This window comes from Variovorax sp. YR750, from assembly GCF_900109805.1.
GTDB lineage: Bacteria > Pseudomonadota > Gammaproteobacteria > Burkholderiales > Burkholderiaceae_C > Variovorax > Variovorax gossypii.
In genome coordinates this window covers 268,318-290,135 of record NZ_FOBJ01000004.1, presented here as the reverse complement: position 1 = coordinate 290,135, position 21,818 = coordinate 268,318, and the positions used below count along the sequence as shown (strand labels likewise).

Here is a 21,818-nt window from a genome sequence, read left to right as displayed (position 1 = left end):
CGGGTTGGCGTACCGGGCAACCACTTGCGTGAAACCGGCAGGGCGCGAGCCCTCCCGTCGAGCCGCCAAAACTGGAGGCACGGACGACAAAGCCGCAGACCCTGCGGGGTGACTGCGGCTTACGTCGCAGTGATTGCACGGGACGCCAATCCCGATCACGCCTGTTTTCGACGTGACGGCGACCAGTATATCTACGCAGGTATCCGCGACGCTGGAACAATCCCCCGGTCCGCGCGAATGGCGAGATCCGCCGGCGCGAGACTCCAACATCGAACCTGCAGGACCTGATGACCACCGAAGACCTGACCCCTCTGCTCCTCGACGCACTCGGCAAGCGCATCGACGACCCCGCCGCTGTCCGGCTGGCGGAAGCCCTCGGCAAGAAGCCCTTCAAGAACGCGACGCCGGGCAATCGTTGCGACATCGGCAACCGCAAGCTCGGCATCGAAGTCATCGCCGAAATGAACCTTGCCACGCGCTCGCACTTCCCTCCCCGCAAGGACGGGCGCAAATGGGTGACCTGGGTGTCCGCTGCCTTCATCTATCCGAACTATCGCGGTTCGCTGCCGGCGGGCTTCGACTGGCAGATGGACGACGCGGCGCTCACCGCGCGCTTCAAGCGGCGCGTCGAAGGCGCGGTGGAAGAAGTGCGCTTCACGCTGCCGCCTCCGGCCGAAGGGCTGCGGGCGAAGGTGTCGATCAACTCGGCGGGCCTGCCGAAGCACATGCTGGTGAGCGTCGACGAAGAGGAGACCTACGCCACGATCTACCCCGACAGCAAGCCGGAGCATTCGGTGGAAGACGGCTTCTTCGCGAGCTGGTGTGCGCTGAACGGCATCCTGCGGCAAGACCGGCTCGCCGCCGGGCAGCTCGACGCCCTGCGTAAGCGGGAACTGTCGCCGCTGGCTTTCCTGTCTTCCAGCCTGGGCGGACTGCTGTGGCAGAACGACGTGCGCCCCGAGCATGCGGCGTTCTGCCACGCCTACATGAACCGCCTGATGGAACCGGAAAAGGCATCGGCGCTCTTCGACACGCAGGAAACGTTCGGCGACAGCAACAACTGGCGCAAGCCGGGCGACGCGATGACGCAGGACGGCTGGGAGAACTTCGACCGGATCGCGCCGCGCTATGCGCAACGCCTGGAGCAATGGAACAGGCGAGAGATCCATTCCATGGTCGACTGGCCCGAGCAGCCCTAGTTCGCGCCGGGGCCCTTCCGGAGTCAGGGCCGCAGGCCCTGCGTGAAGCGCAGCATGCTGGCGATGCCTTCCGCGAACCTCGGCTCCAGGAACGCCCCGAGGTTCGGCATCAGCAGCTGCAGCATGAAGATGCCCGCCAGCAGCGTCAGCGGGAACCCCACGGCGAAGATGCTGAACTGCGGCGATGCGCGGTTCAGGATGCCCATCGCCAGGTTCAGCGTGAGCAGCGCGGTGACGAGCGGCAGCGACAGCAACAGCCCGCTCGCGAAGATCTCGGCGCCGGCCAGCACCAGGAACATCCACCCGCCGGCCGCCAGCGGTGCATCGGCGATCGGCAGCGTGTGAAAGCTCTGGGCCAGCGCGTTCACCATCAGCAGGTGCCCGTCGAGCGCCAGGAAGATCAGCATCGCCAGCATGTTCAGCAGGCGCGACACGACCATGGTGCTGCCGTGGCTCATCGGGTCGAAGAACGATGCAAAAGACAAGCCCATCTGCAGGCCGATGTATTCCCCCGCGGCCAGCACGGCGGTGAACACGAGCCGCACGGTGAAGCCCATGGCCACGCCGATCAGCACCTGCTGCACGATGATCCACACGCCGCCCGCCGACACCACCGGCACGGCCGGCAGCGGCCCGATGGTGGGCGAGACCACGAAGGCCAGCATGGCGGCGATGAGCACCTTCACGGGCCGCGGCACCCATGCCTCGCCGAAGATGGGCGCGGTGCTCACCAGCGCGAGCATGCGCACGAAAGGCCAGAGAAAGGCCACCATCCAGCCCTCGAGCTGCGCCGAGGTGACCGAGATGATCGACGGTGTCACATCAGTTCAGCAGCAGCGGAATGCCGGAGAACAGCGCGCGCATGTAGTCGAGCATGCGGTCGAGCATCCACGGCCCCGCGATCACGAGCGTGGCGAACACCGCGAGCAGCTTGGGAATGAAGGACAGCGTGGCCTCGTTGATCTGCGTGGCCGCCTGGAAGATGCTCACAATCAGGCCGATGACGAGCGCCACCAGCAGCAGCGGTGCGCCGATGAGCAGCGATATTTCCATGGCCCGGTGGCCCATGGTCATGACGGATTCGGGGGTCATCTCTGCCTGTACCTGTACCTGTGCCTGTGCCCTGGGGATGGAACCTAGAGATAGAAGCTCTGCGCCAGCGCGCCGATGAGCAGTTGCCAGCCGTCGGCCAGCACGAACAGCATGAGCTTGAAGGGCAGCGCGATGGAAGCCGGCGGCACCATCATCATGCCCATGGACATCAGCACGCTGGCCACCACCAGGTCGATGATGAGAAAGGGTATGAAGATGGTGAAGCCGATCTGGAACGCCGTCTTCAGCTCGCTGATGACGAAGGAGGGCAGCAGTATGCGCAGCGGCACGTCCTCGGGGCCCTGCATCTCGGGCACCCTGGCCAGCCGCGCGAACAGCGCCAGGTCGCTCTCGCGGGTCTGCTTGAGCATGAAGGTCTTGAAGGGCGCGATGCCGCGCTCCATCGCCGCCTCGGCGCTGATCTTGTTCTCCGAGAAGGGCTTGTAGGCGTCGTTGTAGGCCTTGTCGAGCACCGGGGCCATCACGAAGAAGGTGAGGAAGAGCGACAGCCCCACCAGGATCTGGTTGGGCGGCGAGGTCTGCGTGCCGATGGCGGTGCGCAGCAGGCCCAGCACGATGAGGATGCGCGTGAAGCTGGTCATCGACAGCAGCAGCGCGGGCAGGAAGGTGAGCGAGGTCAGCAGCACCATGGTCTGCACGCTCAGCGACCAGGTCTGGCTGCCGCCGGGGCCGGGCGTGCTGGTGATGCCGGGCAGGCCCTGCGTCCAGGCCGCCGCCGGCAGCGTGGCGGCGAGCAGCAGCAGCGCGGCGCGCAGGCCGCGGCGCAATGCGGGATGCTTCATGGAGCGGGACTGGCCTTGCCGGAGATGGATTCGCGCAGCTTGCGCGCGAAGAGCTCCACCGCGCGGGGCGCGGCGGAGGTTGCAGTCGAGGCGAATGCCGTCGGCGCGGCGTGGGGCTGTACCTGCGCCGGCAGCGTGTGCAGCGTGTTGACCTGGCTCGGCGTGACGCCCAGCACCAGCCAGGTGTCGGCCACTTCCACCACGACCACGCGCTCGCGCTGGCCGACGGCGGCGCTCGACACCACCTTCACGAGTTGCCCGCCGCCGAGGCGTTGCAGGCCGAAGCGCCGCGCGGCCCACGCGCACAGGAAGATCAGGCCGACCACCACCGCCATGCCGAGGCCGGCCTGCAGCAGGCCCGAGGCGCCGACGGCGGCCGGGGCCACCTCGTGGACGGGCGTGGGCACAGTCGGGAGACTCATTGCATGGTCTCCGCGCTGCGCGCTGCGGCATTCGCCTTGGGAGCGGCCCGGCGGCTCATGCGCGCGCGAGCTTCTGCATGCGCTCGGAGGGCGTGACGATGTCGGTCAGGCGAATGCCGTACTTCTCGTTCACCACCACCACTTCGCCCTGGGCGATGAGGTAGCCGTTGATGAGCACGTCCAGCGGCTGGCCGGCCAGGCCGTCGAGCTCCACCACCGAGCCCTGCGACAGCTGAAGCAGGTTCTTGATGGTGATGCGCGTGCGGCCGATCTCCGCGGTGAGCTGCACCGGCACGTCGAGCACGCGCGCGATGTCCACCGGCGTGGTTGCCGCCGCCGCGGCTGCTGCGGCAGCAGCCGACGTGTCCTGGATCTGCTGGAAGACCTGCGCCGTGGCCGGTGCCACCGCGGGTGCCGGGGCCGGGGCTGCCGACGCGGCGGTCTGTTCGGCCAGGGCCGCGGCCCAGTCGTCCGCGTCGCTGCCTGCGGAAGAGGTGTTGTCAGTCATGTTCGTTCTTCAGGTCGCTGTCTTGATGGGAGATCATGTGTTGCACGCGCAGCGCATAGCGCTCGTTGGAGGTGCCGTAGCCGCACTCCATCACCGGCACGCCGCCGACCTTGGCGACGACGGTCTCGGGCAGCTCGATGGGAATCACGTCGCCGACCTGCAGCTTCATCACCTCGCCGATGGTCGAAGGCATGGAGACGAAGTCGGCCACCAGCTCGACGTCGGCCGACTGCATCTGGCGCGACATCTGCGTCACCCAGCGCTTGTCGACCTCGACCTCGTCCTGGATCGGGTTCGAGAGCAGGTCGCGGATCGGCTCGATCATCGAGTAGGGCAGGCACACGTGCAGGAAGCCGCCCACGGGGCCGAACTCGATCTGCAGCGTGGTGTTGATCACCACCTCGTTGGGCGCGACGATGTTGGCGAGCTTGCCGTGCATCTCGGCGCGCACGTAGTCGAAGTCGAGCGGGAACACCGGCTGCCAGGCCTCGCCGTAGCACTGCAGCGACAGGTCGAGCAGGCGCTTGATGATTCGCTGCTCGGTACGCGTGAAGTCGCGGCCTTCCACGCGCACGTGGTAGCGCCCGTCGCTGCCGAAGAGGTTGTCCACCACGAGGAACACCAGCTTCGGGTCGAACACGAAGAGGGCGGTGCCGCGCAGCGGCTTCATGTGGATCATGTTGATGTTCGCGGGCACCGGCAGGTGCCGCACGAACTCGCCGAACTGCTGGATCTGCACCGGCCCCACCGAGATGTCGGGGCTGCGCCGCATGAAGTTCAGCAGCGCGCTGCGCAGGCCGCGCGCGAAGCGGTCGTTGATGACCTCCAGCGTGTGCATGCGGTTGCGCACCACGCGGTCGGGGGCGCCGAGGTCGTAGGCGGGCAGGCCGTCCTTCGGCGGGGGAGGGGGGGCCGCCTGGTCGACGTCGCCGGTGACGCCCTGCAGAAGCGCATCGACCTCGTCCTGCGAGAGCACCTGTTCATACGCCATGGATCGCTTGTCGTCCGGAGAAAGATGACGTGGTGCTCACTGCACGACGAAGATGTTGAACGAGACGCTGGAGATGCCCAGCTCGGGCGTCTCGGGCGTGAGCGGCGCGTTCAGCGCGGTGCGGATCTCGCCGGCCAGCTTGGCCTTGTCTTCGGGCGTGACCAGCGACTCGGGCGGGCGGTTCGAAAGCAGCACGAGCAGGCGGCTGCGCAGCTCGGGCATGAACTCGACGATCTGCGCCTTGGCGTGCTCGTCGCGCACGCGCAGCGCCATGCCGATCTGCAGGAAGCGGCTGCGGCCCTCGGCCTGCAGGTTGACGGTGAGCGGGTCCAGCATCACGAAGATGGGCTTCTCGGGCGCCGCCGGCTTGGGGGCCTCGGCGGCGGAAGCTGCGCCGCCCGTGAAGCGGGGAAGAAGGAAATACGCGGCGGCACCGGCTGCGGCGGCGAGGCCGACGGCGACCACGATCCAGATCAGCAGCTTCGATGAGCGGCCGGGGGCCGGCAGGGAGGCGGTTGCGACAGTTGTTGGGGGAGCCATGGTGAAGCGGTTTTCTTGTCCGGTCTATTCTTTGCGAAGTCCCGCGCGGACGAACGGCCGAACAAGCGCACAAAGGCGTTTCATATCCGTTCATTGCGAGGCGCCGGGCGGGCCGGAGCCTTGGTGCGCGCGGGGCGAAGGTGTGGCGTGAGCTGGGCCTCAGGCGAAGGTGTCGACGCCGGAGCGTGCGTGGTCGGGCGCGGCGGGGCGCACGGCTGCCGTTGCCGCCGATGCACTGCCGACCGGGCGGCTCGCACCGGGGTAGGACGATGCGGCCTGCTGCCGCGCGGCGTTCTGCTGTTGTTGCTGGCCCTGCTGCTGCGCGAACGCGGCGCCGTTGCCGAAGGGCTGGCGCGTCTCCGTGCCGACCGATGTCTGGCCCAGCGTGATGCCTTGCTCAGACAGCGAGTTGCGCAGCTGCGGCAGCGCGGCTTCGACCGCCTTGCGCACGCTCTCGTGGGCCGAGACGAACATGGCCTGCGCCTGGTTGTCTCCCATCGACAGCGTGACCTTGAGCGGACCGAGGCCCGCGGGGTTCAGGTTGAGTTCCGCCGTGTGGCTGCCGCTGGCGCTCATGCGCGCCAGGTGCTGGCCAAGGGCTGGCGCCCACTTGTCGCTGCCGACTTCGGGGGCGATGGTGTGCGCGGGAGCGCGTGCAGCGGCGGTCGCCTCGTTCGCATGTTCCGAAGGAGCCGTCGTCACCGGGGCCGGCTGCTGGAGCGCGGTGGGCGACAGGTCAGGCTGGCTGTCGGTGCTGCCGGCTGCCGCGGCCGTCACCACGGCAGGGGCAGCCTTGTCGGCCTGTGCGTCGCCGGCTGCCGCGGGTTGCGCGGCGCTCGCGAGCTGTTCGGCGGTGGTGGCGCTCATGGGCGCGCGCGAGCCGGCGCCGCGGCCGGTCGCGGCGGTGCCCACGGGGGCGCCGGCGGGCGCGGATGCGGGTTTCGCGAAGCCGGTGCTCATGGTCTGAGCGGCGATGGCTGCGCGGGCGAGTTCGTGCAGCGAAGTGGCCTGGGCGGCGTCGGGCTGCGCGGCGGCTGCCTCGGTGCCGGGCAGCGTCGGCGTCGCGGGCTTAGCGGCGGAGTCCTTCGCGGCCGCCGCGGCTTCGGGCACGGCCTTGGCATCTGCGGCCGTAGAGGCCGCGTCGCCGGCGAGCGTCTTCGCGGCGGGAGCCTGCAGGGCCGGGTCCAGCGGAATGTCCGTTGCCGTCTTGGCGGGCGTGGTCGCAGCCGCTGCGGCATCTGCTGCGCCGTCGCCGCCCTGTTTCCGGGCGGCGCGTCCCGCGAGGGTCAGCGCATGCAGCGCCGTGTTCGCCGGCGCGAGAAAGGCGAGGTTCGGGTCGGCGGGCAGCGTGCCTTCGTCCTTCGTCTCCTCGTCCGCGCCGGGCTTGCGCACCGGCTTGCGGTCGAGGGCGGCGGCATCCTGGGTGCCGCCTTGCGCGGCCTCGCCGGTGTTCGCGCGCGAGCGCTCCAGCGCCGCGCCGAAGCTGCGGCCCTGGTCGTCGTCGGCGGCGCGGTTGCGCGCGCCGGCCTGCGCCGCCGACTGGGCGGCGGCGTTCGTCATGACGGGGGGCGTGATCATGGAAGTCATGTCGGTTCCTGCGTGGAGATTCGGTCGGCGTGGCTCAAAGCGTCGGATGCGAGGCGCGGTCGAAGAACTTGCGCGCGGCGCGCTCGTCGCTGTCGCGCTGCTCGCGCTTGGCCTCGGCCATCATTTCCTGCATGCGCACGCGCTCGGCCAGCGTGTCGAAGGAGCTCAGCCGGCGCTTCTGCTGCTGCCAGTCGGTGCGGCCGTGGTCCAGCCGGTTCTCGGTCTGGGTGGCGATGGCGCGCTGCTGCTCGATGGCGCCGTCCAGCGTGCCGAGGAAGTTGCGGTAGTTGCGCCACTGCGAGGAGGCCAGGCCGTCGCGCATCAGCGCGTCGAGCTGGTCGTGGTAGTCCTGCCGGTACTGCAGCAGCAGTTCGAGCTTCTGGCGGGCGTCGAGGTGCGCGTTCTGCAGCGCGCCCAGGCGCCGGGCGGCGTCGTCGGTCTGCGTGTGCGCCAGGTCGATCAGCATGCCGAGGGGGAGCTTGCGTGTCATGTCTTCTGGAGTTTTTGTGGTGTGGATGCACGTGCGTCGGGCGCGAACAGGCTCTCGAGGTGCGCGATCGACTCCTCGTAGCCCGCGCGCTCGTCCATCGACTGCTGCAGCAGCCCCTCGATGCGCGGGTACATCGCGATCGCCTGGTCGAGCTGCAGGTCGTGGCCGGGCGCGTAGGCGCCCACGCTGATGAGGTCGCGGTTGCGCTGGTAGCGCGAGAGCATCTGCTTGAAGCGGCGCACGGTGTCGAACTGCGAGGACGGGATCAGCGCGGTCATGGCGCGGCTGATGGAGGCCTCGATGTCGATGGCGGGGTAGTGCCCGGCCTCGGCCAGCGTGCGCGAGAGCACCACGTGGCCGTCGAGGATCGCGCGCGCCGAGTCGGCGATGGGGTCCTGCTGGTCGTCGCCTTCCGACAGCACCGTGTAGAAGGCGGTGATCGAGCCGCCGCGTCCGTTCGCGTCGCGCGCGCCGTTGCCGGCGCGTTCGACCAGCGCGGGCAGCTTGGCGAACACCGAGGGCGGGTAGCCCTTGGTGGCGGGCGGTTCGCCCACGGCCAGCGCGATCTCGCGCTGCGCCATCGCGTAGCGGGTGAGCGAGTCCATGATGAGCAGCACGTCCTTGCCGCGGTCGCGGAAATACTCGGCCAGGCAGGTCGCGTAGGCCGCGCCCTGCAGGCGCAGCAGCGGCGAGTTGTCGGCGGGCGCGGCCACCACCACGGCGCGGGCCAGTCCTTCCTCGCCCAGCGTGTTCTCGATGAAGTCCTTCACCTCGCGGCCGCGTTCGCCGATCAGGCCGACCACGATGATCTCCGCGCTGGTGTAGCGCGCCATCATGCCCAGCAGCACGCTCTTGCCCACGCCGGAGCCGGCGAACAGGCCCATGCGCTGGCCGCGTCCCACGGTGAGCATCGCGTTGATGGCGCGCACGCCCACGTCGAGCACCGAATCGATGGGCGCGCGTGACAGCGGGTTGATGGGCGGGGAGCTCAGCGGCACCTTGCGCGCCATGTCCAGCGGGCCGAGTCCGTCGAGCGGCCGGCCGGCCGCGTCGACCACGCGGCCGAGCATGCCTTCGCCCACGGGCAGGCGCTTGGTGTGGGCGTTGCCGGTCAGTCCCGCTTCGTCGGGCTCCGGCGCGCCGGGCCGTGCGTACACGCGCGCGCCCGGCAGCAGGCCCGCGACTTCGGTCTGCGACATCAGGAAGAGCCGGTCGCCGGCGAAGCCCACCACCTCGGCTTCGGCATGCCGCTGCGGGTGGCCGGGCGGCAGCTCTATCAGGCAGTCGCTGCCCACGGGCAGCTGCAGGCCCACGGCTTCGAGCACCAGCCCGACGGCGCGCGTGAGGCGGCCCGAGGCGATGGTGGTCTCGCAGCGCGCGATGTTGGCGCGCGCCTTCTCCAGCGTGCCGAGCACCGATTGAAGGTGCGGGTTGGGGGCGGCGGTCGCTGCGGTTGCGATGGTCGCGGTGTTGGCCTGCATGCTCGTCACTGCGTCTCGGCCAGTCCGTCGGCGTCGCCGTTGAGCGCGGAGGCGACGCGCTTCCAACGCGTTTCCAGCGTGCCGTCGAGCTCGCCGGTGGCCGATTGCACGCGGCAGCCGCCGCGCGTGATGCCGTCGTCGGCGCGCACCTGCCAGCCGGCGGCCTCGATCTCCTCGCCGAGGCTGCTTCTCACCAGCGCCACGTCGTCGGGATGCAGCAGCAGGCGCGGCTCCCCGCGCAGCGCGGGCTCGGTGTTGAGCAGGTCGCGCACCACGGGCAGCACCCACTCGGGCTCGGTCTTCAGGGTGCGGTGCACCACCTGGCGCGCCACGTCGAGCGCGAGCGCGAGCACGGTGCGCGAAAGCTCTTCTTCAGCGCGGCGCAGCGCGTCGGGCAGCGACTGGGCCAGCGCGCGCAGGCGTTCCGCGTGCGCGCTGGCGGCGGCGAGGCCGGTGGCCAGTCCTTCGGTGTGGCCTGTTCGGCGGCCTTCCGCGAGGCCGGCGGCCCGGCCCTCGGCTTCGCCGTCGACGCGGGCTTCCTTGCGGATGCGCGCGAGGTCGGCCAGATCGATCTTCGGCTGGGGCGGCTGGGAAGGCTGGGGCGGGGCGCTCTTGCGCTCGGCGGCCTTGCGGCTGGCGGAAGGCTTCGGGCTGCCGTCGATGGTGCCCATCTCCCAGCGCTCCCATGCGGAGAGCGCCGGCGGATTCACGGCGGCGGAGAGAGGGCGCGAGGCCCTCGGGCCGCCGGCCGCATGGCGCGCAGCTGCGTGGATGGCGGCGAGGCGCTCGCGCGATTCGCCGAAGGCGCCGGCGGTGGTGTCAGACGAACTCATCGGTGCCAGGCGTTGCGATCACGATTTCGCCGGCCTCCGCGAGGCGGCGGGCAACCTGCAGGATGGCCTTCTGCTCGGTCTCGACCTGCGACACGCGCACGGGACCGCGCAGCTCCATGTCTTCGCGCAGCGTTTCGGCGGCGCGCTGCGACATGTTGTTGAGGAACTTGTCGCGCAGCTCCATCGGCGCGCCCTTGAGCGCGATGATGAGCGAGTCGCTCTCGATGTCCTTGAGCAGGCGCTGGATGCTGCGGTCTTCCAGCCCCAGCAGGTTCTCGAACACGAACATCTCGTCGACGATGCGTTGAGCCAGCGTCTCGTCCTGTTCGCGAACGTGGGCGATGGCTTCTTCCTCCACGCTCGTGCTCATGAGGTTGACGATCTCGGCCGCGGTGCGCACGCCGCCCAGGCGGCTGCGGCGCACGCCCTGGCCGGCCAGCATCTCGGTGAGCACGTCGGTCAGCTCGTTCAGTGCCGAGGGCTGCACGCCGCCGAAGGTGGCCACGCGCATGATCACGTCGTGGCGCAGGCGCGCCGGCAGCTTCTCGAGCACTTCCGATGCCTTCATGCGGTCCAGGTGCACGAGCAGCGTCGCGAGGATCTGCGGATGCTCGTCGCGGATGAGCTCGGCCACTTCGCCGGCCTCCAGCTCGTTGAGGCGCTCGATGCCGCCGCGCGGCTCGTCGGGCTGCAGGATGTCCTCGAGCAGGTTGCTCGCGCGGTCGTCGCCCAGCGCCTTCTTGAGCACGGCGCGGATGTAGCTGGTCGAGCCAAGGTGCAGGGCCGAGAGCTGCTCGGTCTCCTGGCGGAATTCGGCGAGCACCGCGGCCAGCTCGTCCTTCGAGACGGAGCTGAGCTTCGACATCGCGAGGCCCAGCGCCTGCACCTCGGAGGTGGGCAGCTGGTGCAGCGCGGCGGCGGCGCGGTCTTCGCCCAGTGCCATCAGCAGGATGGCGCTCTTGCGGGTTCCCTGTTCGCTACTCATCGTTGTTCATCCAGTGCTGGATCAGGGCCGCGACCATCTTCGGATCCTTGTCGGCGGCCTGGTGGGCGTATTCCATGTCGGCCTTGCGACGGTTGGCCTCGCGTTCGCGCAGGCTCTCGTCGGCCGACGGTGCGTTCGGGTCCGGCTCGGCGGGGGCGGCGACGACCGGGGCGGCCGCCACGGGCGCGGGCGGCGGAGCCAGGTGCTTGCGCATCAGCGGTCGAAGCACGGCCAGCCACGCGAAGAGCGCGAGCAGCGCGTACAGCAGGTACTGGCCGGCCGTCTTGGCGAGGTCGAGGTTCTCGCGGTCGCGCCAGAACGGAACCTCGGGCGCGGGGCCGCTGTCGGCATCGCGTGCGAAGGCGCTGTTCACCACGTTGAGCGAGTCGCCGCGGTCCTGGCTGAAGCCCATGGCTTCCTTCGCGAGGTTGCGGATCTGCTCCAGTTCTGCCGGGGTGAGGGCGCGGCTGGCGGTCTTGCCGCTCGCGTCCACCGCGTCGCGGTTGTTCACCACCACGGCGACCGACAGGCGTCTCACGCCGCCGGCGGCTTGCTGCACGTGGCGGATGGTGCGGTCGAGTTCGTAGTTGGTGGTGGTGTCCTTGCGCGAGCTGCTCGGGCCGGTGGAGGCGGTGCCTGCCGTCGAGGCGGCGGCGCCCGGTGCTCCCGGCGCGCCCGGAGTCCCCGGTGCGGGCGGCGTGCCCGGCGCGTTCGGCGCGCGCGGCCCGGTGATCGGCGCGGTCGGGTTCACCGGCGGCTGGTTCGACAGCGCGCCCGGCACGCCGCCGGGCTGGCCGCCGCCGTGCTGCGCCGACTCGCTGCTCTGCTGGCTGCGGATGGCGGCCTGCGACGGGTCCTGGTTGGGCTTGTATTTCTCGTCGGTGTGCTCGACCACCGAGAAGTCGATGTCTGCCGCCACCTGCGCGCGCACGTTGTTCGCGCCCACGATCGGCTGCAGGATCGCCTCGATGCGGCGGATGTAGCCCTGCTCGATCTCCTGCGTGTACTTGAGCTGGCTCACGTCCAGCCCGCGGTCGGTGCCGCGCGCGGAAGACAGCAGGTTGCCGCGCTGGTCGACCACGGTGACGCTCTTGGCGTCGAGGTCGGGCACGCTGCTGGAGATCATGTGCACGATGGCGCTGACCTGTCCCTCGTCGATGCCGCGTCCGCGCGCCAGCGCGAGCACCACCGAGGCCGAGGGCTTCTTCTGCTCGCGCACGAACAGCGACGGCTTGGGCAGCGCCAGGTGCACGCGGGCCGACTCGATGGCGCCGATGGATTCGATGGAGCGCGCCAGCTCGCCCTCGAGCCCGCGCTGGTAGTTGACCTGCTCCGCGAACTGGCTGGTGCCGAACTTCTGGTTGTCCATCAGTTCGAAGCCCACGCCGCCGGCCTTGGGCAGGCCCTGGGCCGCCAGCTTGAGGCGCGTCTCGGCCACCTTGTCGCCCGCGATCAGGATCGCGCCGCCGCCGTCGGCGAACTTGTAGGGCACGTTCATCTGCTGCAGCGACGCGATGATCGCGCCGCCGTCGCGGTCCGACACATTGGTATAGAGCACCTTGTAGTCGGGCCCGCGGCTCCAGAGCATGAACGCGGCCGCGGCGGCCACAAGGGCCGCGCCGCCGATGATCAGCGGCAGCCGGGGCTGCGCGCGCATGCGTTCGATGAGCGAGGCCGAGGCAGGGCCGTTGTCTGCCGCGGGCAGCGCGCCCGCTGGCGCAGCCGTGCTCATGGATGCACCTTCTTCTTCGCGGCCGTTGCCATGCTGGGAGAGGGATTTCGATGTTGAGATTTCATTCCGGAGGGCCGGTGATGTCGTCCACGGCCTGTTCGTTTCGCGGACGATTGTCAGCAGTCACCCGGATTTCGAATGGCCGAACAGCCGGGGTTTTTGCCCTCAGTTGCGCGCTTGAATCGGGGTCTTCCCTTGATACGCTGCAAGCCAGCCGGAGGACTTCGCTCCTCCGTGTCAAGTCACGCGGAAGTGTTCAGACATACAAGAGGAAGAGGATCACCATGTCCATCAGCGCCATCGAATCGGTCCTGCAGCAGATGCGGACCACCGCGGTCCAGACGGGCATTGCGCCGTCTACGGCCGCGCCGGCCGAGGCCGGAGGCTTCGCGGCCGAGCTCAAGCGCTCGCTCGCCAACATCAGCAGCGCGCAGCAGCAGGCCTATGCGCAGGCCGAGTCCTTCGAGCTGGGCAAGCCCGGCGTCGCGCTCAACGACGTGATGGTCGACCTGCAGAAGGCGAACGTCGCGTTCCAGACCGGCCTGCAGGTGCGCAGCCGGCTGGTGACGGCCTACCAGGAAGTGATGAATCTGCAGGCCTGACCGGGTTGAAGACTCGAAGGGTGTGGCTTCCGGGGCGCGCAGGCGAACTTTTTCGTACGGCCCCCTAAAGGTTCCAGGACGCTGGCCGATAACCAAGTCAACGATGGCTTGAGTCTCACAGTGGAAGCGGGTCCAGCGTTACGGCCGAAAGCCGGAGTCCACAACCTTTTTTCATCAATCAGGAGTCGAACATGGCGCAAGTCATCAACACGAACAGCCTCTCTCTCATCACGCAGAACAACCTCAACAAGTCGCAGTCGGCGTTGAACAGCGCCATCGAGCGCCTGTCTTCGGGCATGCGCATCAACAGCGCCAAGGACGATGCCGCCGGCCAGGCCATCGCCAACCGCTTCACGGCCAACATCAAGGGCCTGACGCAAGCGACCCGCAACGCCAACGACGGCATCTCGATCGCCCAGACGACCGAAGGCGCCCTGACCGAAGTCAACAACAACCTGCAGCGCATCCGCGAACTGTCGGTGCAAGCCGGCACGGGCACGAACTCGGCCAGCGACCTGGACTCGATCCAGTCGGAAATCAGCCAGCGTCTGGACGAAATCAACCGCGTGTCGGAACAGACCCAGTTCAACGGCGTGAAGGTCCTGTCGGCTGACGCCGGCAAGCTGACCGTGCAAGTCGGCGCGAACGATGGCGAAACCATCGACATCGACCTGCAGGAAATCAGCGCCAAGACCCTGGGCCTGGACGGCTTCAACGTCAACAACACCGGTTCGAAGAACAAGACCGCCACGGCTTCCGACCTGCTGGTCGCCGGCTTCACCGCTGGTGCGACGACCAACGGCATCACGGCCTACAGCCGCACGTTGACCACTGCCGCCAACGGCGCCACGGCCAACGACGTGCTGGCCAAGATGCAGGACGGCGGCACGGTCACCATGACCGGCGGCGCAACCTACACCTACAGCGCAGCGACCAAGAGCTACACCGCCACGGAAGCCACCCGCAGCCAGGCCAACACGCTCGCATCCCTGACCCCGCCGGCCGGCACCAGCGTGACCGCCACGGTCAAGCTCGGCAACCGTTCGATGGACGTCAAGATCGACAGCAACGGCGCGATGACCGACGCAGCCGACGGCTCGGCCCTGTACCTCGACGCTTCGAAGAACCTGACCAAGACGGGCGCTGGCGCAACGACCGCTGCCACGCTGTCGTCGGTGCTCGAGCAAGCCACCGGCATGTCCGCTGCTGGCGATTCGATCACCATCGGCGCGACCGGCGCTTCGTACACCGTGGTGACGGCAGCAGCCGGCGCCAGCACCTTCGCGGTTGCAGGCGAGCGCGCCACGGCCGACCAGGTTGCCGCCAAGATCAACGCTGGCGCGGGCAGCATCGACATCGACGGCGGTGGCGCTACCGCTGCCTACGCAGTGGCAGCAGCCGGCGGTGCCGTGACCGGTGCCTACATCGGCGTGAGCGGCCTGACGACGACCGCCGCTGAATCGATCAACCTGAATGCCAATGGCGTGGTGACCGATGCGCAAGGCAGCGTCGTGTACGCGGACTCCACCAAGCCCGGCAAGCTGACGACCAACGCCGTGAGCGATGCCAAGTCGACCGTCGACCCGCTGAAGGCCCTCGACGCCGCCCTGTCGAAGGTCGACAAGCTGCGCAGCTCGCTGGGTGCGGTGCAGAACCGTTTCGACTCGGTGATCGCCAACCTCGGCACCACGGTGACCAACCTGTCCTCGTCGCGTTCGCGCATCGAAGACGCCGACTACGCGGTCGAAGTGTCGAACATGACGCGCGCCCAGATCCTGCAGCAAGCCGGTACCTCGGTGCTGTCGCAAGCCAACCAGACCACGCAAGGCGTGCTGTCGCTCCTGCGTTGATCGAAAGGAACTGACCCAAGGAAGAGGAATGCCGGGCCCCTCCCGAAAGGGCGGGGTCCGGCGGGCGCAGGCCCCCGGAGCAAGCCGGGAGTGCCTGCGCTGTCCTCTGCGGCCATGCCCCGGTGGGCGAGGCCGCAGAGGACAGCGAACCCAGCACAACAAGGTGGAAATGATGTTGAACCCCATGTCGGCGAATTCCGTGAAGGACAACCAGTGGACGCAGCTGCTCGTCGGCGGCGTCGCGGGGGCGGGCGCGGATGTGCGCGGCGCGGCCACGGCCGGGAAGGACGACGCGAAGAACGACGCGACGCCGGTCCAGGTCGAGCAGGCTGTGCGGCAGGTGAACGAGTCGCTCGCGCTGCGCGAGGTCGGCCTGCAGTTCGAGGTCGACAAGGAAACGGACATGGTCGTCGTCAAGGTGGTCGATCGCGCCAGCGGCGAGGTCATCCGCCAGATTCCCAATGAAGAAGTCGTGCGCATCGCGAAGCTGATGCACGACGGCAACGGGCTGCTGGTGGACCAGGCGGCCTGAGGCCCCGGCACCGGCACTCTCAATCAAGGACAGACAGGAAAGCATCCACATGGCAACCATCAGCAGCCTCGGCGTAGGCGCCAATCTCGACCTCGCCTCCTTGCTCACGCAGCTCGAGACGGCCGAGAAGCAGCCCATGGTGGCGCTGCAGGCCAAGGCCAAGAGCTACACGAGCAAGCTGTCGGCCTACGGCACGATCCAGAGCGCCCTCGCCACGCTGCAGACGGCGGCCAAGAAGCTGGGCGACCCGACGCTGTTCCAGAGCGTGACCGGCACGCCGACGGTCAGCGGCATCCTGTCGGCAACCGCCACCGACGCGAGCGCGGCCGGCAACTACACCATCGACGTGACGCAGCTCGCGCAGGCGCAGACCGTGGTGAGCGCGGGCCAGGCCGACACCAAGACAGCGATCGGCAACGGCAAGATCACCATCGACTTCGGCGCCGTCTCGGGCGGCACCCTCGACGCCGCGACCGGCAAGTACACCGGGGCCACGTTCACCGCGGACGCGAGCCAGACAGCCAAGTCGATCACCATCGATCCGACCAACAACACGCTGGAAGGCATCCGCAACGCGATCAACGGCGCCAACGCCGGCGTCACGGCCAGCATCGTGAACGACGGCAGCGGCACGCCCAACCGCCTGGTGCTGACTTCCTCGCAGACCGGCGAGAAGTCGAGCATGCGGATTTCGGTCGACGGCGACGCCGCGCTGCAGAACCTGCTGAACAACGACCCGGCCGGCACGCAGAACCTGAAGCAGACGGCCGCGGCGCAGAACGCGAAGCTCAACGTCAACGGAATCGACATCACCAGCGCGACCAACACCGTGAAGGAAGCCATCCAGGGCGCCACGCTGACGCTGGTGAACACCGGAAAGACCGGGCTCTCGATGAAGGAGAACACGGCCGGCGCGAAGACTGCGATCAACGACTTCGTGAAGGCCTACAACGCCCTGCAGAGCACCGCCACCTCGCTGACCACGTACGACGCCGACACCAACACCGCCGCCGCGCTGGTGGGCGACAGCACGCTGCGCAACCTGCAGACGCGCATCCGCCAGGCGCTCACCACGCCGCAGGCCGGCACCGGCAACAGCATGAAGGTGCTCACCGAGATCGGCGTGTCCTTCCAGAAGGACGGCACCCTGGCCGTGGATTCCGACAAGCTCGACAAGGCCCTCGCCAATAACCTGAAGGGCGTGGCGAACATGTTCTCCAGCGCCACGGGCAGCACGGCCGGCTACGGCAAGCAGATCGACGCCCTGGTGGACGACGTCACCAAGGGTTCCCTGAAGGTGGCGAGCGACGGCGTGACCGCGACGATCAAGGAGCTCGACACCCAGTACGACGCGATGCAGCTGCGCGTGGACTCCACGGTCGCCCGCTATCGCGCGCAGTTCAACCAGCTCGACGTGCTGATCAACAAGATGAACAACACCAAGAACTACCTCACGCAGCAGTTCGAGGCGATGTCGAGCAGCAGCAAGTAGGCGTACTGAAGCAGCAGACACGGAGACCAGCGGATGTACACCTCCCACAACATGCGCACGGGCGCCGGCGCGTATGCCCGCGTCGGCGTGGAAACGAGCGCGATGAGCGCGTCGCCGCACCAGCTCATCGTGATGCTCTTCGATGGCGCGAAGACCGCCATCGGCATGGCCCGGCACCACATGGCGACAGGCGAGATCGAGGCCAAGGGCAATGCGATCTCCAAGGCCATCGGCATCGTCGACAACGGCCTGAAGGCCGCTCTCGACGCCAAGGCAGCCGGCGAGGCCGGCGCCGAACTCGTGGGCAACCTGTCGGCGCTGTATGACTACATCGTCCAGCGGCTGTTCCGGGCCAACCTGCACAACGACGTGCAGGCCCTGGAAGAGGCCGACCGGCTGCTCGAGAACATCGCTTCCGCCTGGCGGGAGATCGACGAGCGGGCCCGCAGCTGAAATGCAACCGCAAGAGAAACAGGAAAACATGGCATTCCGGAGTGAGGTCGTTTATTGCTACGAAGAGCTGGCTGCGACCATCGCTTCGATGCTCGTGCTGGCGCACGCCAAGGAATGGGGCCAGCTCCCCGCGCTCGAGGAGCGCTGCTCGGCCATGGTGGATCGCCTGCGAGTCATCGAGCCGCACGAGTCGCTGGATGCGGAGCAGGTCGAGCACGTGCTCTATCTGCTCGAGCGCATCCGCTCGGACCAGGCGGAGGTGTCGGGGCTCATCAAGCCGCAGCTCGAGGACCTGATCGGGCGCATGGGCTATCTGACCCAGCAGAAGAACCTCGGCCGGGCCTACGGGCCGCCGCACTGAGCGCGCCCGCCGCCCGGACCCGACACACCGAAGAAGCCGAATCATGACTGGACTCGCCGGATTGCTCGACGCACTGCTTGCCGCAAGGCTGGCACCGCGCCTCGACGTCCTCGGCATCAAGCCCGAGGCCGCGATAGGCGCGCCCGGTCCGGCGGTGGCGATCGGCAAGGTCGAGAACGATGTGCGGCTGCCTTCCAATGCAGCGCTCGACAGGCAGATTCCCGGCGCCGCAGCCGGCGGCACCGCGCATCTCGCCGCGGGCGCCCCGTCCTCGGTGGCCGCCCGGCTGTCGGTCGCGGCGCGCGTCATCGGTGCCGTGCTGGCCGACCTGCAGGCGCAGCCGGGACCGGTGCGCGGCGCTGCGCCGCTGGTGCCGACGCGCGGGCAAGCCGTGAGCGCGGCGCAGCTGGCCGGGGTGCTGGCGCAGACCGTGTCGGACAGCGGCCTCTTCTACGAGTCGCACCTGGCGTCGTTCGCGGCGGGTGGCCGCTCTCTCGCGCAGATGAGGCAGGAACCGCAGGCGCAATGGGCCGTGCCGGTGGCTGCGAAGGCGCAGGCCGGTGCACCGGTCGCGTCGCCGGCGGCGACTGCCGCCGCGCTGGCGGCGATCGTCGATTCTCCCGATGCATTGCCTTCGCTCGCGGCGCCGGCGCAACCTCCGGCGCAAAGGGGCGATGGGGTCGCCGCGGCTAATGCGGTTGCACCGCAGGCACCCGCCGGCGATGCGCAATCGCGGAACGCCGACGGCTCTTTCATGCAAGGCAAACCGCAGCCTTTGGAACAGGCCGCGGCGAACGACGCGGCGCGGGTGCAGGCGGCCTATCGCCAGCCGGAGAGCGCGTCGTCGCCCGGTGGCACGCTCGATTCTTCGATGGCCGCTCATCGCGTGGGCGACTCCGCGCGCCAGGCCGATGGCGCCGCGGCCGCGCCGGCATCGCGCGGCGGCGAAGTGATCCATCCGCAGGCCGTCACGCTCGTGCACCAGCAGCTGGACTTGCTGGCGACCGCCGTCTTCCGCTGGAGCGGCCAGGCCTGGCCCGACGTGCCGATGAGCTGGTCGGTCGAGGAAGAGCATGCGCAGCCCGATGCCCGCGACAGCGGTGCGGTGGAGGAAGAGGGCAAGCGCCGCTGGTCGACCACGGTGTCGCTGGCGCTGCCGAAGCTCGGCGAAGTCGACCTGCGCCTGAGCCTCGAAGGCTCCGCCGTGCAGGCGCATCTTCTGGCGCGCGAAGCCTCGACCATGGCGCGCCTGCGCGGCGACGCCGGCCGGCTCGCTAAGCGCTTCGACGCCGTGGGCCTGCAGCTCCAGCAGGTGCTGGTGGCCGAGAAGGAGGCGGTGGCGGCATGAACGAGTTGCTCGACAACCGCAGCAGCGCCGTCGCCCTGTCGTATGCGGACAAGACGCGCGCGCCCGTCGTCGTGGCCAAGGGTTACGGCGTGGTCGCCGAATCGATCATGCGCGAGGCGCGCGAGCACGGGTTGTACGTGCATTCGTCGGCCGACCTCGTGAAGCTGCTCATGCAGGTCGACCTGGATCGGCAGATCCCGCCGCAGCTGTACCTCGCGGTGGCCGAGGTGATGGCCTGGGTCTACGGTCTGGAGGGTCGCGCAGGCGACTAATTGACCATATGGATCAATGTGAATTCATGGATCGGAATATCCCCGGAAACGGTCTTTCATCGAACGGAAATACGCTCATAGTATTTATTAATTCGATGTTGTTCACGAATAAATTACGGCCTCGAAAAGTTCCGCAAGAAACATTTGTTACCGGAAAGACTGACGCCTGTAAACGACACGTTTCACTAGGGAAACGGGTGTCGCGTGTCAGACACCTCCTACTTTTTTTATCCTCCTGTCATACAAAACACTTCAACATGTAAAACTTTGTGTATATAATGTATACACGATTGTTAGGAGCACGAAGTGAGCTTTGAATCGGAAATGGGATCAGACGTGGAAAACTGCAACATCACCGCAACCGGCGTGATTTCGAGAGAAATCGGCGAGATAAATCTGGCCTATATGCTGCTGGCGCAGAAGCTGGTCAAGCAGGACCGGGCCGAGGCGATGTTCCGCCTTGGCGTGGGCCGCGAACTGGCCGATCTGCTGGCGAACATGTCGCTCAGCCAGATCGTGAAGCTGGCCGCTTCCAACTTCCTCCTGTGTAGCTTCCGGCTGGACGACCGCCCGATGTTCGCGGTGGTCGGCGAGGGCAAGGAGCCCGCGCTGCAGCAAGCCCACATGTCGATACTGATGGCCGCGCGCCAGGCGCAGGCCCAGGTCGATTCGCAGGCGCAGATGCGCGGAGCGAGCGCGGCGTGACAGCCAAGAGCGTCCTGGGCGAGGTCCGGCAGGTGCAGCTCGCGATCGAGCTGATCGGGCTCGGCGCCCGCCTGCAGTTCCTGGAGGCCGCCGTCGCGCTGAGCCGCGAGCGGCTGATCCGCCTGTACAAGGAACTCAAGGGCGTTTCCCCGCCCAAGGGCCTGCTGCCGTTCTCGACCGACTGGTACATGACGTGGCTGGCCAACATCCACTCGTCGATGTTCTACAACATCTACCGCTTCATGCTCGACGAGGCGGACGAGAACGAACTGCCCGCGCTCATCAAGGCCTATCGCCTCTACACCGAGCAGGTGGTGGCCAACGGCGGCGAGGTGGTGCTCGACTTCACCCGCGCCGAGACCATGGTGCGCTTCTTCGACAGCGACATGCTGCAGCTGAGCACCTGCTGCCGTTGCGGCGGTCACTTCGTGGCGCATGCCCACGACAACAAGAACGGATACGTGTGCGTGCTGTGCCGCCCGCCTTCGCGCGCGGGCAAGGCACGCAAGCCCGGCAAGGCCGCCGAGGTGCGCCGCAACGGGCTGGTGGCGATCGCGCCCACGCCAGTGATGGACATCGGCGGCGCCGTCTAGGAAAAGTGCCCCGCCCGCGCATGCCGCGGGCCCGGCTTTGTTGATTCGACGCTCTAAGGGGCGATAGGGGAAGCGCGTGCTGGTTCTGGTTGGATATCTCGTGGTGATAGGCGCCGTGTTCGGCGGCTACGGCCTCATGGGCGGCCACTTCGGAGTGCTGTTCCAGCCGGTCGAGCTGCTCATGATCGGCGGCTCCGCATTGGGCGCGTTCATCGCGGGCAACAACGGCAAGACCATCAGGGCGACCATCAAGGAGCTGCCGCTGCTGCTGCGTACCTCCAAGCACAACCGCCAGCTCTACATGGACCTGCTCGCGCTGCTGTACGAGCTGCTCGCCAAGGCCCGCAAGGAAGGGATGATGAAGCTGGAGACCGACGTCGAGGACCCGGCCCAGAGCGAGATCTTCACGCGCTACCCGAACATCCTGGCGCACGAGGGCATCACCGTCTTCCTGTGCGACTACCTGCGCCTTGTCATCAGCGGCAACACCGACGCGCACGAGATCGAGGCGCTGATGGACCACGAGATCGAGACCATCCGCCACGAGGCCGAAGTGCCCGGCCACAGCCTCTCGCGCGTGGGCGACGCGCTGCCCGCGCTGGGCATCGTCGCGGCCGTGATGGGCGTGGTGCACGCGCTCGGCTCCGCCCACCTGCCGCCCTCGGAAATGGGCGCGCTCATCGCGCACGCCATGGTCGGCACCTTCCTCGGCGTGCTGCTGGCCTACGGCTTCGTGTCGCCGCTGGCCTCGCTGATCGAGCAGAAGGTGGAAGAGGGCATGAAGATCTACCAGTGCGCCAAGGTCACGCTGCTGGCCAACCTCAACGGCTATGCGCCGCAGCTCGCGGTGGAGTTCGGCCGCAAGGTGCTGTTCTCGACGGAGCGCCCCTCGTTCACCGAGCTGGACGACCACGTCCGCGAGGTCAAGGCACGCTGACGCGGCAGGC

General features: G+C 68.3%; 25 protein-coding genes. 12 read left to right on the top strand and 13 right to left on the bottom strand.

Annotated features, from left to right (window positions below):
- Positions 1-287 precede the first annotated feature (287 nt).
- Positions 288-1,199 (top strand): DUF7832 domain-containing protein, encoded by a 912-nt coding sequence (locus BMY35_RS10495; protein ID WP_093197884.1) that lies wholly within the window; start codon positions 288-290, stop codon positions 1,197-1,199.
- Positions 1,200-1,222: 23 nt separating this feature from the next.
- Here the strand turns inward: BMY35_RS10495 and fliR are convergent, their stop codons facing one another.
- From fliR to fliF, 13 genes are all read right to left on the bottom strand, one after another.
- Entirely contained in the window at positions 1,223-2,008 is a 786-nt protein-coding gene (gene fliR / locus BMY35_RS10490; protein ID WP_177213617.1) for a flagellar biosynthetic protein FliR, read from the bottom strand.
- 13 nt (positions 2,009-2,021) lie between these two features.
- Positions 2,022-2,291, bottom strand: a complete 270-nt coding sequence (gene fliQ, locus BMY35_RS10485) for a flagellar biosynthesis protein FliQ (RefSeq protein ID WP_093197882.1) — start codon at positions 2,289-2,291, stop codon at positions 2,022-2,024.
- Positions 2,292-2,335: 44 nt separating this feature from the next.
- A complete protein-coding gene (fliP, locus tag BMY35_RS10480; protein ID WP_093197880.1) occupies positions 2,336-3,094 on the bottom strand; it encodes a flagellar type III secretion system pore protein FliP in 759 nt (252 codons plus the stop codon).
- A complete protein-coding gene (gene fliO, locus BMY35_RS10475; protein ID WP_093197877.1) occupies positions 3,091-3,516 on the bottom strand; it encodes a flagellar biosynthetic protein FliO in 426 nt (141 codons plus the stop codon). The genes fliP and fliO overlap by 4 nt, the downstream gene beginning before the upstream one ends.
- Before the next feature lie 55 nt (positions 3,517-3,571).
- On the bottom strand, positions 3,572-4,024 hold the full coding sequence (gene fliN / locus BMY35_RS10470) for a flagellar motor switch protein FliN (RefSeq protein ID WP_093197875.1): 453 nt from the start codon (positions 4,022-4,024) through the stop codon (positions 3,572-3,574).
- Positions 4,017-5,015, bottom strand: a complete 999-nt coding sequence (gene fliM, locus BMY35_RS10465; protein WP_093197872.1) for a flagellar motor switch protein FliM — start codon at positions 5,013-5,015, stop codon at positions 4,017-4,019. Before fliM ends, fliN begins: the two co-directional genes overlap by 8 nt.
- Positions 5,016-5,051: 36 nt before the next feature.
- Positions 5,052-5,555 (bottom strand): flagellar basal body-associated protein FliL, encoded by a 504-nt coding sequence (gene fliL / locus BMY35_RS10460; RefSeq protein ID WP_093197869.1) that lies wholly within the window; start codon positions 5,553-5,555, stop codon positions 5,052-5,054.
- A gap of 159 nt (positions 5,556-5,714) precedes the next feature.
- Positions 5,715-7,142, bottom strand: coding sequence for a flagellar hook-length control protein FliK (locus tag BMY35_RS10455; protein WP_093197867.1), 1,428 nt, complete (start codon positions 7,140-7,142; stop codon positions 5,715-5,717).
- Between the two features lie 34 nt (positions 7,143-7,176).
- Positions 7,177-7,632, bottom strand: a complete 456-nt coding sequence (gene fliJ, locus BMY35_RS10450; protein WP_093197864.1) for a flagellar export protein FliJ — start codon at positions 7,630-7,632, stop codon at positions 7,177-7,179.
- Positions 7,629-9,113 (bottom strand): flagellar protein export ATPase FliI, encoded by a 1,485-nt coding sequence (fliI, locus tag BMY35_RS10445; protein WP_093197862.1) that lies wholly within the window; start codon positions 9,111-9,113, stop codon positions 7,629-7,631. The genes fliJ and fliI overlap by 4 nt, the downstream gene beginning before the upstream one ends.
- Positions 9,114-9,118: 5 nt before the next feature.
- A complete protein-coding gene (gene fliH / locus BMY35_RS10440) occupies positions 9,119-9,946 on the bottom strand; it encodes a flagellar assembly protein FliH (protein WP_093197859.1) in 828 nt (275 codons plus the stop codon).
- The gene (gene fliG / locus BMY35_RS10435; RefSeq protein WP_093197857.1) at positions 9,933-10,931 is read right to left on the bottom strand and encodes a flagellar motor switch protein FliG; all 999 of its coding nucleotides are present in this window, start codon (positions 10,929-10,931) and stop codon (positions 9,933-9,935) included. The genes fliH and fliG overlap by 14 nt, the downstream gene beginning before the upstream one ends.
- A complete protein-coding gene (fliF, locus tag BMY35_RS10430) occupies positions 10,924-12,663 on the bottom strand; it encodes a flagellar basal-body MS-ring/collar protein FliF (protein ID WP_093197854.1) in 1,740 nt (579 codons plus the stop codon). The genes fliG and fliF overlap by 8 nt, the downstream gene beginning before the upstream one ends.
- Before the next feature lie 284 nt (positions 12,664-12,947).
- Between fliF and fliE the strand changes: the two genes are divergently transcribed.
- The 11 genes from fliE (at position 12,948) to motA (ending at position 21,808) form a co-directional block, all read left to right on the top strand.
- Complete coding sequence (fliE, locus tag BMY35_RS10425; RefSeq protein WP_093197852.1) at positions 12,948-13,265, top strand: flagellar hook-basal body complex protein FliE; 318 nt, start codon at positions 12,948-12,950, stop codon at positions 13,263-13,265.
- A 191-nt stretch (positions 13,266-13,456) separates the two neighbouring features.
- Complete coding sequence (locus BMY35_RS10420) at positions 13,457-15,115, top strand: FliC/FljB family flagellin (RefSeq protein WP_093197849.1); 1,659 nt, start codon at positions 13,457-13,459, stop codon at positions 15,113-15,115.
- Positions 15,116-15,299: 184 nt separating this feature from the next.
- The gene (locus BMY35_RS10415) at positions 15,300-15,647 is read left to right on the top strand and encodes a flagellar protein FlaG (protein WP_177213603.1); all 348 of its coding nucleotides are present in this window, start codon (positions 15,300-15,302) and stop codon (positions 15,645-15,647) included.
- Between the two features lie 49 nt (positions 15,648-15,696).
- Positions 15,697-17,139, top strand: coding sequence for a flagellar filament capping protein FliD (gene fliD, locus BMY35_RS10410; RefSeq protein WP_093197844.1), 1,443 nt, complete (start codon positions 15,697-15,699; stop codon positions 17,137-17,139).
- Positions 17,140-17,172: 33 nt separating this feature from the next.
- Complete coding sequence (fliS, locus tag BMY35_RS10405) at positions 17,173-17,592, top strand: flagellar export chaperone FliS (RefSeq protein ID WP_093197841.1); 420 nt, start codon at positions 17,173-17,175, stop codon at positions 17,590-17,592.
- Between the two features lie 28 nt (positions 17,593-17,620).
- A complete protein-coding gene (locus tag BMY35_RS10400) occupies positions 17,621-17,953 on the top strand; it encodes a flagellar protein FliT (protein WP_256228295.1) in 333 nt (110 codons plus the stop codon).
- 43 nt (positions 17,954-17,996) lie between these two features.
- On the top strand, positions 17,997-19,301 hold the full coding sequence (locus BMY35_RS10395; protein ID WP_093197840.1) for a flagellar hook-length control protein FliK: 1,305 nt from the start codon (positions 17,997-17,999) through the stop codon (positions 19,299-19,301).
- Complete coding sequence (locus tag BMY35_RS10390; RefSeq protein ID WP_093197837.1) at positions 19,298-19,573, top strand: EscU/YscU/HrcU family type III secretion system export apparatus switch protein; 276 nt, start codon at positions 19,298-19,300, stop codon at positions 19,571-19,573. Before BMY35_RS10395 ends, BMY35_RS10390 begins: the two co-directional genes overlap by 4 nt.
- A gap of 336 nt (positions 19,574-19,909) precedes the next feature.
- Complete coding sequence (gene flhD, locus BMY35_RS10385) at positions 19,910-20,278, top strand: flagellar transcriptional regulator FlhD (RefSeq protein ID WP_256228294.1); 369 nt, start codon at positions 19,910-19,912, stop codon at positions 20,276-20,278.
- Positions 20,275-20,871: a flagellar transcriptional regulator FlhC gene (gene flhC, locus BMY35_RS10380; RefSeq protein ID WP_093197832.1), complete on the top strand. Its 597-nt coding sequence runs from the start codon at positions 20,275-20,277 to the stop codon at positions 20,869-20,871. The genes flhD and flhC overlap by 4 nt, the downstream gene beginning before the upstream one ends.
- A 76-nt stretch (positions 20,872-20,947) precedes the next feature.
- Complete coding sequence (gene motA, locus BMY35_RS10375; RefSeq protein ID WP_093197830.1) at positions 20,948-21,808, top strand: flagellar motor stator protein MotA; 861 nt, start codon at positions 20,948-20,950, stop codon at positions 21,806-21,808.
- Positions 21,809-21,818: the final 10 nt, after the last annotated feature.

Excerpts from the sequence above, each read along its gene's own strand:
- fliJ (WP_093197864.1), bottom strand. The coding sequence starts at position 7,632 with ATGACACGCAAGCTCCCCCTCGGCATGCTGATCGACCTGGCGCACACG.
- fliI (WP_093197862.1), bottom strand. The coding sequence starts at position 9,113 with ATGCAGGCCAACACCGCGACCATCGCAACCGCAGCGACCGCCGCCCCC.
- fliP (WP_093197880.1), bottom strand. The coding sequence starts at position 3,094 with ATGAAGCATCCCGCATTGCGCCGCGGCCTGCGCGCCGCGCTGCTGCTG.
- BMY35_RS10395 (WP_093197840.1), top strand. The coding sequence starts at position 17,997 with ATGACTGGACTCGCCGGATTGCTCGACGCACTGCTTGCCGCAAGGCTG.
- fliO (WP_093197877.1), bottom strand. The coding sequence starts at position 3,516 with ATGAGTCTCCCGACTGTGCCCACGCCCGTCCACGAGGTGGCCCCGGCC.
- fliD (WP_093197844.1), top strand. The coding sequence starts at position 15,697 with ATGGCAACCATCAGCAGCCTCGGCGTAGGCGCCAATCTCGACCTCGCC.
- BMY35_RS10390 (WP_093197837.1), top strand. The coding sequence starts at position 19,298 with ATGAACGAGTTGCTCGACAACCGCAGCAGCGCCGTCGCCCTGTCGTAT.
- fliF (WP_093197854.1), bottom strand. The coding sequence starts at position 12,663 with ATGAGCACGGCTGCGCCAGCGGGCGCGCTGCCCGCGGCAGACAACGGC.
- BMY35_RS10495 (WP_093197884.1), top strand. The coding sequence starts at position 288 with ATGACCACCGAAGACCTGACCCCTCTGCTCCTCGACGCACTCGGCAAG.
- fliS (WP_093197841.1), top strand. The coding sequence starts at position 17,173 with ATGTACACCTCCCACAACATGCGCACGGGCGCCGGCGCGTATGCCCGC.
- fliL (WP_093197869.1), bottom strand. The coding sequence starts at position 5,555 with ATGGCTCCCCCAACAACTGTCGCAACCGCCTCCCTGCCGGCCCCCGGC.
- fliM (WP_093197872.1), bottom strand. The coding sequence starts at position 5,015 with ATGGCGTATGAACAGGTGCTCTCGCAGGACGAGGTCGATGCGCTTCTG.
- fliQ (WP_093197882.1), bottom strand. The coding sequence starts at position 2,291 with ATGACCCCCGAATCCGTCATGACCATGGGCCACCGGGCCATGGAAATA.
- BMY35_RS10400 (WP_256228295.1), top strand. The coding sequence starts at position 17,621 with ATGGCATTCCGGAGTGAGGTCGTTTATTGCTACGAAGAGCTGGCTGCG.
- fliN (WP_093197875.1), bottom strand. The coding sequence starts at position 4,024 with ATGACTGACAACACCTCTTCCGCAGGCAGCGACGCGGACGACTGGGCC.
- BMY35_RS10420 (WP_093197849.1), top strand. The coding sequence starts at position 13,457 with ATGGCGCAAGTCATCAACACGAACAGCCTCTCTCTCATCACGCAGAAC.
- fliE (WP_093197852.1), top strand. The coding sequence starts at position 12,948 with ATGTCCATCAGCGCCATCGAATCGGTCCTGCAGCAGATGCGGACCACC.
- fliG (WP_093197857.1), bottom strand. The coding sequence starts at position 10,931 with ATGAGTAGCGAACAGGGAACCCGCAAGAGCGCCATCCTGCTGATGGCA.
- fliH (WP_093197859.1), bottom strand. The coding sequence starts at position 9,946 with ATGAGTTCGTCTGACACCACCGCCGGCGCCTTCGGCGAATCGCGCGAG.
- BMY35_RS10455 (WP_093197867.1), bottom strand. The coding sequence starts at position 7,142 with ATGACTTCCATGATCACGCCCCCCGTCATGACGAACGCCGCCGCCCAG.
- BMY35_RS10415 (WP_177213603.1), top strand. The coding sequence starts at position 15,300 with ATGTCGGCGAATTCCGTGAAGGACAACCAGTGGACGCAGCTGCTCGTC.